The 13,022-nt window shown below is 43.2% G+C and carries 11 protein-coding genes; 7 read left to right on the top strand and 4 right to left on the bottom strand.

Annotation, left to right across the window (positions count from 1 at the left end):
* Positions 1-149 precede the first annotated feature (149 nt).
* Positions 150-1,487, top strand: a complete 1,338-nt coding sequence (locus SLH55_RS11695; protein ID WP_320323468.1) for an S-layer homology domain-containing protein — start codon at positions 150-152, stop codon at positions 1,485-1,487.
* Positions 1,488-1,543: 56 nt separating this feature from the next.
* Here SLH55_RS11695 and SLH55_RS11690 read toward each other — a convergent pair whose 3' ends face one another.
* Positions 1,544-2,467: an S-layer homology domain-containing protein gene (locus SLH55_RS11690; RefSeq protein ID WP_320323467.1), complete on the bottom strand. Its 924-nt coding sequence runs from the start codon at positions 2,465-2,467 to the stop codon at positions 1,544-1,546.
* Between the two features lie 226 nt (positions 2,468-2,693).
* Between SLH55_RS11690 and SLH55_RS11685 the strand changes: the two genes are divergently transcribed.
* A complete protein-coding gene (locus SLH55_RS11685; RefSeq protein ID WP_320323466.1) occupies positions 2,694-4,025 on the top strand; it encodes an S-layer homology domain-containing protein in 1,332 nt (443 codons plus the stop codon).
* A gap of 92 nt (positions 4,026-4,117) precedes the next feature.
* Here SLH55_RS11685 and SLH55_RS11680 read toward each other — a convergent pair whose 3' ends face one another.
* The gene (locus SLH55_RS11680; protein ID WP_320323465.1) at positions 4,118-5,026 is read right to left on the bottom strand and encodes a helix-turn-helix domain-containing protein; all 909 of its coding nucleotides are present in this window, start codon (positions 5,024-5,026) and stop codon (positions 4,118-4,120) included.
* A 92-nt stretch (positions 5,027-5,118) separates the two neighbouring features.
* Complete coding sequence (locus SLH55_RS11675) at positions 5,119-6,003, bottom strand: helix-turn-helix domain-containing protein (RefSeq protein ID WP_320323464.1); 885 nt, start codon at positions 6,001-6,003, stop codon at positions 5,119-5,121.
* A 204-nt stretch (positions 6,004-6,207) separates the two neighbouring features.
* Here SLH55_RS11675 and SLH55_RS11670 point away from each other — a divergent pair, with 204 nt between their 5' ends.
* The 5 genes from SLH55_RS11670 (at position 6,208) to SLH55_RS11650 (ending at position 12,568) form a co-directional block, all read left to right on the top strand.
* Positions 6,208-6,330, top strand: coding sequence for a hypothetical protein (locus tag SLH55_RS11670; RefSeq protein WP_320323463.1), 123 nt, complete (start codon positions 6,208-6,210; stop codon positions 6,328-6,330).
* 176 nt (positions 6,331-6,506) lie between these two features.
* Positions 6,507-7,544, top strand: coding sequence for an S-layer homology domain-containing protein (locus SLH55_RS11665; RefSeq protein WP_320323462.1), 1,038 nt, complete (start codon positions 6,507-6,509; stop codon positions 7,542-7,544).
* A 122-nt stretch (positions 7,545-7,666) separates the two neighbouring features.
* Positions 7,667-9,262: a M14 family metallocarboxypeptidase gene (locus SLH55_RS11660; RefSeq protein ID WP_320323461.1), complete on the top strand. Its 1,596-nt coding sequence runs from the start codon at positions 7,667-7,669 to the stop codon at positions 9,260-9,262.
* A gap of 210 nt (positions 9,263-9,472) precedes the next feature.
* On the top strand, positions 9,473-11,983 hold the full coding sequence (locus tag SLH55_RS11655; RefSeq protein WP_413787089.1) for a bifunctional 2',3'-cyclic-nucleotide 2'-phosphodiesterase/3'-nucleotidase: 2,511 nt from the start codon (positions 9,473-9,475) through the stop codon (positions 11,981-11,983).
* A gap of 261 nt (positions 11,984-12,244) precedes the next feature.
* Entirely contained in the window at positions 12,245-12,568 is a 324-nt protein-coding gene (locus SLH55_RS11650) for a hypothetical protein (RefSeq protein ID WP_320323460.1), read from the top strand.
* A 281-nt stretch (positions 12,569-12,849) separates the two neighbouring features.
* Here the strand turns inward: SLH55_RS11650 and SLH55_RS11645 are convergent, their stop codons facing one another.
* Positions 12,850-13,017, bottom strand: coding sequence for a hypothetical protein (locus tag SLH55_RS11645; RefSeq protein ID WP_320323459.1), 168 nt, complete (start codon positions 13,015-13,017; stop codon positions 12,850-12,852).
* Positions 13,018-13,022 lie beyond the last annotated feature (5 nt).

Below are 13,022 nucleotides of genomic sequence, written 5' to 3'. Positions count from 1 at the left end.
TGGTTTAGTCGTTTCAGGTCTTTTCATGTTAGGAAGGGAATAGGTCCTTTTTCTCATTTGTAAATTCAACATTGTAATTGAAGAGTCATCATCCCAATTTCATCCAAAAAAGTACTATACTTGTATTATCACAGTTTAGGAGGGAATTTATGGGCAAGCTATCGAAAAAGAGTTTCATTATTATATTGGTTATGATGTCGCTCGCACTAACCGGTTTCTCATCCGGCGCATTGGCAGAAGAAACGACGTTTAAGGACGTAAAGGAGTACACGTCGTTTTATGAAGAAATTATGTTCCTTCACGGGGAAGAGATCATCTTTGGGTACGAGGATGACACGTTTCGCCCGACTGACGGGGTGACACGTGCTGCAGCAAGTGCGATGATCGGCCGTGCACTTGGATTGGACGGCACGAAGAGGGATTCATCATTTGAGGATGTGCCTGAGCAGAGCTTTGCTTCAGGTTATATCGCATCAGCCGTTGAAGAAGGAGTTATTAATGGGTACAATGACGGGACTTTCCGTCCGAATCAATTGGTGACTAGAGGCGAGATGGCCATCTTCATCTCACGCGCCTTTGAGTTGACGTCTGACACTGAGGCTGTCTTCCAGGATACGACTCCGAGCATGGCTTCGTTTGAAGCGATCCAAGCCGTCTACGGCAACGGAATTGCCAAGGGATTCTCTGATTATCGCTTCTATCCTTATAAAACGATAACAAGGGGGGAATTCAGTGCCTTCCTGGCAAGAGGAGGCACAGTATCATTTCAACAGCCGGTTGAGGACGTGAAGGCAGTTGAAGTTAAGCTGGATGTGGATAAAGATTTCAACCTGACACTCACTTCTCACAAAAATGGTGAGGTGATTCATGCGAATCCCCTGCAACCTATTAAAATCGTGACATCGACTGAAAGCGATAAGCCAAGCTTTAAGTATCCTGGTGGTGTCTTAACGGAATTTGAATACGGTTCATACTACGCACCCCGGGCTTTAGGTGTGGGAGAAATCACTGCTGGCCTTGTCGGGGACCCCGTCACCATCCCAGTCACGTATATTCCAAAGACAGCTGAAAACCAAAAGCCCATCAACGGCTACGTGGCGGAACTGGCATCCCATAAAATCATGACAAGCTGCCCAATGTCCCTTAACGGAAGTACGGCACAGGATGTGATGGATTATTACGGAACAGAGCCGGACTCCGAAGGTTATTTAGGTGGAGGATATGGCAGAACATACGGCCAATGCACCTATTATTCCGAAAGTGATACAGATCTGACCAAGAAGATCGTCACGATTGATTTTACGAACGAAGATGATTCCGTTACTGCTCCTGCCTTCAAGAAGATCGTCGGCACTCCGGATTGGGAAGGAATCAGTGAACTGGACGGTTACTGGACTCAGCTTTATCGCCTGGATGGAATGGAGTTGTATGCTTCTTACTTTGATAAGGGCGCTCCGCTTCATACCTTGCGTTTGAAACATCAATAAATATGATCAAAGGGACGGACCTCGTGGAGGTCCGTCCCTTTTTATTGGGCCATGCATTAGTATTCACTTACATTTACGCCTTCCGCGTTCACTAACCGGGCTGTATCTCCTTCGTTGTTCCAGATATAGCCGCCAGTCCACTTTAAGTACGCAGGCGGGTTGTGGACTGCGTTTTGACCAGATGTTACATGAACGGTGCTGCCCGCTTTCAGGATAAAGTTAGCGGGGAAATCATACGTTTGATTCCCTTCTACGCTGACTAATTTCCAGCCGGTCATGTTCACATCATTGTTTCCGTTGTTCTTGATTTGAACCACTTCTGTGTCTAAATTGACGCTGGTAATGGTTAGATTTCCTGGTACGGGTACCGGGTCTTGCTTGAAACGGTCATCCAGTGCTCTTGCTAAGAAGGCAGAGAATTGATCACGTGTGACATCCTGGTTTGGTCTGTATGTACCATCGGTGTAACCGCTTGTGATTCTTTCAGCCAGGATTTGAAGGATCGAATCCGAAGCGGCCATGCTTGGAGAGACGTCACTGAAAGAAGTCTCCGCCTTGACGGTTAAATCAAAGGCTCTTGCAAGGAAAATCGCCATTTCCCCACGCGTGACGATTTTACCGGGCTTAAACGTCCCATCCGTGTATCCGGAAATAATCTTGGATTCCACCGCTGACTGGATATAGCCGGAAGCAAAGTTGGATTCACCTACATCATCAAATGTCGTGGCTCGTTGTTCTCCATCCAATCCAATCGCTCTTCCGATCATTGCAGCCGCAGCAGCCCGTGTGACCGGTTTGCCTGGCGCAAAGGTACCGTCATTGAAACCATTGATGATTTCTTGATCGGATAAGTATGTAATTTCATCAAAGAATGTGTGAGTGGTCGGAACGTCTGTAAAGCCTTTTGCAGAAGCAGAAAATGGCGTTATGATCCCAATCACCATTACAGCTGCTAATAAAGAAGTTGCCAATCGTTTCATATTCTTCTCTCCCTTCTATTCTTCTACACAAGTAAAGACACTTATCGTTAGGTGCCTTTGTCATAATTCTATAATACTATTAATGTCTTTGGTGGGACAAGGGACCTGTCCCTCTGTCCCACCTGGATTTAATTGGTTAAAGTTACCATTTGCATTAGTGGGTTATCATTCCAATTTTCTTTAAAAACATACTATACTTGTAATATCACAGTATAGGAGGGAATTTATGGGCAATCTACCAAAAAAGAGTTTTATCGTATTGGTTATGACGCTGCTCGCACTGACCGGTTTCTCGTCCGGTGCATTGGCAGAAGAAACGACGTTTAAAGATGTGAAGGAGTACACCTCGTTTTATGAAGAGATTATGTACCTTCATGGAGAAGAAATCATCTTTGGCTACGAGGACGACACGTTCCGCCCGACTGACGGTGTGACTCGCGCTGCAGCAAGTGCGATGATCGGCCGTGCGCTTGGATTGGATGGCACGAAGAGGGATTCCTCATTTAAGGATGTGCCTGAGCAGAGCTTTGCATCAGGTTATATCGCATCAGCTGTAGAAGCAGGCATTATCAATGGATATAATGACGGGACGTTCCGTCCGAATCAATTGGTGACCAGGGGCGAGATGGCCATCTTCATCTCACGTGCCTTTGAGTTGACGACTGACACGGAGGCAGCCTTCCTAGATACGGCTCCGAGCATGGCTTCGTTTGAAGCGATCCGGAAGGTGTATGGAAATGGGATTGCGAAAGGGTTCTCGGATTATCACTTCTATCCATATAAAACGATTACGCGTGGCGAATTCAGTGCCTTTCTTGCGAGAGGGGTAGAGGATTCGTTCAAGCAGCCGGTGGAGGACGTGAAAGCCATTGAGGTTACCCTTGCTGAGGAAGAAGACGGCAGCCTGACTCTTACCTCACATCTGAGGGGTGAGGTGATTCATGCGAACCCACTCCAGCCTGTGAAGGTGGATACTTCCACTCTGAGTGATGTGCCAAGCATACGCCATGCTGGCGGCATCTTCAGGACATTCGATTATGGATATTACGGACCGAGTGCTTTAGGTGCAGGGGAAATCAATGTATTCCTTGATGGAAACTCTATTACTATACCGGTCACCTATATTCCGAACACAGCTAGGAACCAGAAGCCGATCAATGGCTACGTGAAGGACTTGGCTTCCCATAAGATTATGACAAGCTGCCCGATGTCCCTTAATGGCAGTACCGTCCAGGATGTATTGGATTACTATGGGACAGAACCCGAATCGGAAGGTTACTTAGATGGGGGCTATGGAAGAACATTTGGTGACTGCACTTACTATGCTCAAGGAGAGACCGATGTCACGAAGGAAATCTTAACCATCGATTACAAAAATGAAGATACTTCCATCACACCATTTTCCTTCAGGAGTATAGTCGGCATACCAGACAGGGAGGGTGTCAGTGACGTAGATGACCGCTGGTTGCAATACTACCGAATAGGCGAAATGGAATTGTATGCCTCCTACCTTAAGCAAGATACACCACTTCTTTATTTACGTTTGAAGAGTCATTAATGAATGAATGGGACGGACCTTGCGAGGTCCGTCCCTCTTTTTTTGTGGGACAAGGGGACAGGCACCTTGTCCCACCTCGAAGACGGTTGGTCTTAGCTGGGACGAGGGACCTGTCCCTCCGTCCCAGCTTCTAATTGTTTGATTCTCGGGGCAATAAGGGGAAGGTATTTCTGATCTTCCATCAGCTCAAAGATGAGTTCTGATTTTTTAAAATAGCGGATGGCTTCCTGAATGTCTTTTTGCAGCTCCAGGATATACCCTTTTTGATAATGGAATTCTCCTAGCAGATACATATTTTCATGCTCTAGGCACCATTTGATTCCTTCATTGCAGTATGTCAGAGATTCTTCATCATTTCGGAGGCGGGTGTGTACCCTGGCAATGTTATAAAGAAGCTTCGTTTGAATGCGGATATCATTCAGATGAGGGTGGGTCTTCAAGCGATGTGCTACTCGATCATAGAGAGTCAATGCCTCTTCATACTGCTCCAAGGAGAACTTGATGACCCCCATGGAAAGGATGATTTCCATTTCTCTTTCTGATAAGACCTTTTTGTCATGGCCAGTTACATTCAGTGCATATATTAACGTGTTGAATGACTTCTCTCCTTGATTTTCCACTTCTTTTTCGTAGATTCCCTTATGCCAGTAGAGAAGCTGAAGGTGAGTAGGATTCGTATGAAAGAGTGGGTTCTTCTCCTCTACTCTTACAATGTCCATCATCTCTTCATACTCCATCGCCTTTCTCAGGCGGGTCAGCTGCTTTTCTACTTCTTCGATATAATCAATCCTTGGAGTGGACCCCACTTCCAGGAAGTAATTAAGATTCACGCCCAGTTTATTGGCTATTTCATACAACGTCGAGGCATTCGGATAAATGTCACCCTTCTCAATCCGGCTGATCAGGGCCTGTGTACAAATCCCCTTCGCGAGCTCTTTCTGCGTGAACCCAAGAGCTTTGCGCATCTGGACGATTTTCTTTCCAATCGCTTCATAATCCATGTGGTCATTCCTCCTTTGCGATGGGACAGGGGGACAGGTTCCTTGTCCCGGGTGTGTGGGAAGTGGGACGAGGGACCTGTCCCTATGTCCCACTAATCCTCCTTGGTGGTGAGTTCGCTGATTTTGTTTCGTAAGAGCTGTGCATATTTGTCGTCGTTTTGAAGTTCGAATACGATTAGTGCTTTATTGAGGTAGTCTTTGGTGAGATCGAGTTCTCCTTTGAGTTCATAGTTGTAACCGATGTGATAGTGGAGTTCTCCAAGGGCGAACATACTGTCTTTCTGGATACACCACTGGATACCCCGTTTACAGTACTGGATGGACTCATCGAATTTTTGGATTCTCGTCAGGACTCTGGCTATATGATAATGAAGCCTTGTGGTGATGGTTAAATCTATCAAGTGAGGCAATGCTTCTATATGAAGGTTCACTTCTTTAAAGATCTCCAGCGCTTTATGACTATCATCATTGATATAGAACGCTCCCATGGTCATCAGGATCTCGAGCTCTCTTTCTGACCATACCTTACTGGATACCTGCGTTAATTTGATTGCCTCTTCCATTGTAGCCGAGGCTTTAATATGATCCTTCTCCACTTCAAACTGATAAATCCCTTTGTGCCACAATAAAAGCTGTAAATTTTTCTTATTATGTGAGAAGAGCGGATTGCTCACCTCTATTCGAATGATATCCATCATTTCTTCATATTGAAGACTTCTGCGTAGAACCTTTAGCTGATTCTCCACTTCCTGTATATAATCGAGTCTCGGCGTCATTCCGATATCGAAGAAGTAGTTGACATCAACTCCCAGCTTCTGGGATATTTGATAAAGGGTCGATGCATACGGATATACAATCCCTTTCTCAATTTTACTGATCTGGGCTTGTGTGCATATACCTTCTGCAACATCTTCTTGAGATAGACCGATATTTTTACGCAATTCCCTTATTTTTTTTCCGATTGCTGAAAAGTCCAATAGTTTTCACTCCTAAAAATATTCCTAGAGTTATAATTCATGCAGAAAAGTATGTAAATTGCCTTTAAAATGGGGATTAAATAGGTTAAAAGACCTCTGACTGACTTTTTTAGATTTTTAAATTTATGGTTTAATATAGTTAACAATAGGTGTATGCTTATATGATACCGAAATTTCACATTTTTGAAAAAGGAGGAAAGTCCTATGAAAAGACGTATTCTTGCATTTTTAACAGCTTCTATCCTTGTTCTTAGCTTTGCTGGAGTCGGTTCTACAAGTGCTGCGGGAGTTGCTCCAACATCTGCTGAGCTACCTGCTCTATACTAATTTACCAAAATATATTGAACATTCATATAATAAAACATTCACAAAGGCATTTCCTCCACTGGAAATGTCTTTTTTCATTTATTTACCACTTTTATACTGTAATATTCCTATTACATAATTGTAACATTCGTTATATATTATTCTGGTAACTATTTTATATTTCGGAGGAAAAGAAATTGAAAAAAGGGTTTATATCTTTGTTTGTTGCTTTGATGGTTCTTGCTTCCACGAACTTGACCGCATTTGCTGCTTCTTTCACTGACATTGGCGGTACGTATGCCAAGCCTTATATTGAAGCACTATCCGCTAAGAACATTATCAGCGGTTATAACGATGGGACTTATCGTCCACAGGAGAAGGTCACTCGTGCACAGTTTGCCAAAATGCTCGCGCTTGCCCTTGAGCTTCCTGCAAATCCTGATTCAGCTAAAGGATTCAAGGATGTAAAAGATTGGGCAGACCCGTATGTTGGAGCCCTCGTGGATTCTGAAATCACTAAAGGGATTCGTCCGGACTTCTTCGGAGCGGATAACCCGATTACCCGTCAGGAAATGATCGTTATGTTCGTCCGTGCCATGGGTATGGAGGATTACGCACATTTAGTTAACCTTTGGTCTGAATTTGAAGATGAAACTAAAATCTCACAATTCGCCTATACACACGTAGCTTTCGCTGAGCAGATCGGATTCGCTGAAGGAAACAAAAATTTCTTCATGCCGACTCAAACGGCAGACCGTGCCGCAGCAGCGAAGTGGATCTATAATTTCACGATCGATTCAGATAAATACTTTGAAAATTCATTGAATGTCATTGCCTTCAATACGGTCACTCTTGAACACCTGGAATCAGTCAAGGTGATCGACGATACCACCGTCCAACTCCAAAATTTTGACGGAAGTACTGAGAACCGTGAATTGGCTCCATTTATGGATGAGTTGATGGTTCGCTTGAATTATGAATATCTGTACTTCCTTGACGGATATTTCTGGAACGATTCCAACAGCTCAGTAAAAGATAGTATCGTTCAAACAACGGTATCTTTCTGGGAGTCTGAATACAGCAGCTATACGCTGAAGGTAACTTCTGCGGATGCCAAGTCCCAGCTGAAAGCCTATTTGAATACGTTCTACTCAAATGAAAGAAATATCCAAATCTCCATTTTGGAAGATATGGAGTCATTTGCTCAGAAAAAAGGCATCATTGTTCAGAAATAATCTTCAAATCCCACTGATTTCGGTGGGGTTTTTTATTCAGGAAAATAATATTAATATTGGAAATTACTTCTTGTTAATAGATAATAAAGTAGATTCGTATCTTTTTAAGGAGTGATGGATGGTTGAAAAGAGTACTCATTTTGTTTTTGTTCTTATTTATTTATCTTTCTGCCACAGCTTTTGCTGATGATAGTGGCATGTATGTGAAAACAGTCATCAGCACCGAACTTGTGACCCCTGAGAAAACGGTGACTGTGGAGACAGGTACGATTCTTGAAGTGACGAGTCGATCTGGTGATAAAACATATATAAGGTGGAACGATCTTGAAGGATATGTTCCTTCATCTGCCGTCACGGGTGTCACAGATTGGGAAGCTCATCCAGACATAAAGCGTTTTGTTACAACAACAGATGCTCCTTTGTTCTACAAAGAAGGAAATGCCTTCGTTAAGAAAGCCAGGCTGTTAAAGGGGGAGGTCTTTGAAGGGGGCGGGAAAGAGGGCGATTACCACCTTATCAAGCTCGGCACTCACACAGCTTATATCAGACTGAATGACACTTCCCCTCTTTTAACAGGAAACCTTCCTTCAGGTGTTGCGGAAGGAAAGCCTCATAAACGGTTTCGGGTGGTCAGTCATTACACGGCAACATTGTACTACGAAAAGGACGGGAAGCTCACCGCCTTTTCCCGTATCGTACCCGGTGTAAAGCTCCCTCTCCTTGCCCAGCATGAGAACTTTTTCATTGTGGAAATTGGCGGCCGAAAAGCCTACGTGAAGAATTCAGATGTTTCGGTCTACACAGGAGATTATGTCAATCCCCACAAGACTTATACATATGAACAAATGGTCACAGACCTGGTAGAGCTGCAGCTGTGGTATCCTGAATTTGCTTCACTTGAACGAATTGGCACTTCAGTCGATGGGCGTTATCTATATGCCTTTCGACTTGGTACAGGTAAAGAAGAAATCCTGGTAGACGCCTCCCACCATGCACGGGAGCACCTAACAACCAATCTCGTAATGGAAATGATCGATAAGTACTCTTATGCCTACCAGCAAAACCAGAAGATTGGCGGCTATTCCATAAGAGATCTTCTTTCTCAAACCACCATCTGGTTCGTACCCATGGTGAATCCAGATGGCGTGACGTTAGTTCAGCGAGGCCATTCGAGTGCCAAAAATCCGGCTCAGGTTCTTCGTTTAAATAATGGAAAGACAGACTTCTCGGCATGGAAAGCCAATATCCGCGGGGTGGACCTGAACCGTCAGTACCCTGCCGATTGGGAAAACATCTGCTGCAACCCAGGTAAACCCGATCCACAAAACTACAAAGGAACCAAACCATTAACCGAACCTGAAGCACGTGCTTTATATGATTTCACCAATGCCCATACATTCAAAGGGGCTCTCACTTACCATAGCTCTGGAGAAATTCTTTATTGGTATTTCCACCAGGATGCCAAACGGAAAGCAAGAGATCTGGCGATTGCAAAGAAAATCTCCCATAAGACAGGCTATCGACTTGTGAAACCTACGAAAAACCCAAGTGGTGGAGGATTCTCCGACTGGTTTACCATCTCTCAGAAAAAGCCTGGATTCACTCCGGAAATTTCCCCTTATGTAGGGAATAAACCCGTTCCGGTTTCGAGCTTCGATTCGATTTGGAGGGAAAATTACACAGTACCATTGCTTTTGGCGAATGAGAAAATAGATTAATAGAATGAAGCTTAGATCACAGTGCCCCGCACTGTGATCTTTTCTTCTAGTTCACGACACAAAATTGGGACTCCTTATTCATTTTAACTCCGATAAATTTACAAGATTTTTAAATCATTAACAATTTTTATTATTCTTGGACTATTTTATTTATTTTTCCTATGCTATTATTAATCTGTTTGACACTACACAATTAAGGGGAGATTTTTTTTGAAAAAGAAAACACTAGCAGGTGCTGCTCTCGCTTTAGGTTTAATTGTTCCTCAGGTCACACCTTCCATTACATACGCAGAAGTCATGGACAAAGACATTGTTAATCTTCGCATTCTCGAAACAACCGACATCCACGTTAACCTCGTAAACTATGATTACTATCAGGATACAGCGACAGATAAATATGGACTGGCTAAAACGGCTACCTTGATCAAACAAGCCCGTGCTGAATCTCAGAACTCTTTGTTATTTGATAACGGAGATTTGATCCAGGGAAATCCGCTTGGGGATTACGTAGCAAAGGAAGATCCGCTTCAGGATGGGGAAACTCACCCGGTCTACAAAGCCATGAATCTACTAAACTATGATGCTGGGAATGTTGGGAACCATGAATTCAACTATGGTCTTGATTTCCTCGGTACTTCATTGAAAGGATCCAACTTCCCATACGTAAATGCCAACGTGTACGTAGATGATAAAGACGGTAACCCAGACAATGACAAAAACTACTTCACACCATATGAAATCCTTGATCGCACTGTAGTCGATGAAGATGGTGAATCTCATTCCATTAAAGTCGGAGTGATCGGATTCGTTCCTCCACAGATCATGCAGTGGGATAAAGCGAATCTTGAAGGAAAAGTCATCGCCAAAGACATCATTGAAACAGCGAACAAATTCGTTCCTCAAATGAAAGCTGAAGGTGCAGACATCATCGTCGCGATTCCTCACTCCGGTATCGGTAACGTGACACAGGAAGGCATGGAAGAGAATGCAACCTATGACCTTTCTAAAGTAGAAGGAATCAACGCAATCCTGTTTGGTCACTCCCATGGCGTGTTCCCTTCCGCTACATATGACGGAATCGAAGGCGTCGATGTGACAAAAGGAACGATCAACGGCGTGCCTTCTGTTATGCCTGGGTCTTGGGGAGACCATCTTGGACTGGTTGACCTTGAACTCGAATTAAAAGACGGAAAATGGAATGTGACGAATACACAAGCTTCTACTCGTTCCATCCTGAACCCAGACGGGACTCCTGCTGTTGAAGCTGACCAGGCCATCCTTGATGCCGTAAAAGAAGAGCATGACGCTACAATTGAATGGGTACGAAGTGCAGTAGGAGAAACCACTGCTCCAATCAATAGCTATTTCGCTCTTGTAAGTGACGATCCATCCGTCCAAATCGTGACGAACGCACAGAAATGGTATGTAGAAAAGTACATCAAAGGAACGGAATACGACGGAATTCCTGTCTTGTCTGCTGGAGCTCCATTTAAAGCAGGTACCCGCTCTAACCCGGATTACTATACAGACATCCCTGCAGGAGAACTCGCGATCAAGAACGTATCCGACTTGTATCTCTATCCAAATACACTTCAAGCCGTCCTTCTTACAGGTGCTGATGTGAAAGAATGGCTCGAAATGTCTGCAGGTCAGTTCAATCAAATCGATCCTTCTAAATCTGAAGAACAAAACCTTGTGAACGGCAACTATCGTTCTTACAACTTTGACGTAATCGATGGAGTTTCCTATGAAATCGATGTCACCGAGCCTTCTAAATATGATGCTGAAGGCGTATTGGTGAATGAAAACTCCAGCCGTATCAAGAATCTTACTTTCAATGGCAAAGCGATTGATCCGAATCAGAAGTTTATCGTTGCGACCAATAACTATCGTGCAAGCGGTAAATTCCCTGGCGTGAAGAACTCAGAAATCATCGTGAAATCACCAGATGAGAACCGTAACGTAATCATCGACTACATCATGGAGAAAAAGACCATCGATCCAGAAGCTGATGGAAACTGGTCATTTGCCCCTGTGAAAGGAAATGCAAATATCGTATTTGAAACTTCCTTAAAAGCTCAGGATTATATCAAGGATTCCAGCACGTATAAATTCCTTGGTAAACAGGACAGCGGCTTTGGTAAATACTCCATCAAGCTGAAAGAAAGTGACACTCCAACTCCTGGTAAGAGCTTCAAAGATGTAAAGGACGGCCACTGGGCTAAAGACTACATTACGAGCTTAGTTGAAAAAGGAATCGTTAAAGGTAAGACCGATACCACATTCGAGCCGGAAGGAAACATCACTCGTGGAGAATTCGTTTCTTTACTTGCTCGTACTTTAGACTTGAAATCCTCTGGCAAGAATCACTTTAAAGACGTTGCTGGTGTATTACAAGAAGACATCAACGCAGCTTATGAAGCAGGTATCACAACTGGTATCAACAGCACTTCATTCGCTCCACACAGTCAAATCACAAGGGAACAAATGGCTGCGATGTTGGTACGTGCCTATAATACGAAGACAGGGAAAGAATTCAAACCATCCGTGAAAAACACCTATAAAGATGCGAAGAAAATCTCTCCTTCCTTCAAAGATGACGTGTTGGCTGCAATGGAACTTGAATTTATGAATGGTTATAAAAACGGTACTTTTGCCCCTAAACAACAAGCAAACCGTGCCCAGGCTGCGAAGACGATTTATATGTTTTTGAATAAATAATCTATACCATGAAGAAACCCCCGTTTTGTGAATCGGGGGTTTCTTCTATCTTTATCCTTAAAGACTTGCTGGCAGGATTGTATTTTTATTCATCATTATTTATTCTTATAGGAATATTCCTAGAGTTATATAAAACCGGAAAAACAGGCAGAAATGGCACTAATTTAATCTAATATTGTTCATATTGCTTAATAGCCCAAAATACCTCTTTTTTTTATTTCTGATAGGATAAAAGTACAATAACAGAAAGGGGGCTTTACGTTGATACACGAAATCAGCATGAAAGTAACTCCTATTTTTCAGGATAGTGATTTGTCGATCTCGTTCCATTTTGAATTCAAACAATCCAAAAATAAGATCGGTGAGGCCTTTGTTTCGACCTATCAAACCAAAGAGTCCACCGGAGAACTTCGCTCCTTCAAAAACGGAGCACGTATAAAGGAAAATAAAATTGCCATCATCAATCGATTTGAGGTGGTCGGGGGATTGAATGAGCCCTGCCTAAAAAAATTAAAACATTTCCTGGCCGTTATCGGAATCACTGAGATCATTGATGATTCTTCATTGGAGCTGGCTGTTAATTAATGAATAAAAGTGTGGGTTCTGTTGGAACCTGCGCTTTTTTATGTGGACTGAGGGTATTTACGAAGCATGATTGGTGGTTTTATATAAAGTAAACTATTACTGCCAAACTATATATTGAAATATAGACTACGAATCCTATTTTACCTATGATGGCAAATAAGCCTTCCTCCTTCCTAAATATAAACAGCCCCACGATACTTATACAAACAATGATCATAAACATCGGTGAAACTGCAAGCTGCGCTAACTGAGATGACATACTCCATTCTCCCCTCTTTTCATTAACTGGCTTCTGGTTCTTCTATCGGAACGGAAGTTTGAATATCTTCTTCAACAATGATAATGGTGTCTAATTTTTTTTCGGTTTCATGATCTACCTCTATTACAAATGTCTTTGGAGATGCATCCGCAGTACAAGGGCCATCTGGTTCACTTAACAAGATCGTCAAGGCAT

Source organism: Rossellomorea sp. YZS02, from assembly GCF_033963925.1.
Classification (GTDB): domain Bacteria; phylum Bacillota; class Bacilli; order Bacillales; family Bacillaceae_B; genus Rossellomorea.
The sequence above is the reverse complement of the archived record's forward strand: the minus strand, read 5'-3'. Positions and strand labels throughout refer to the sequence as shown.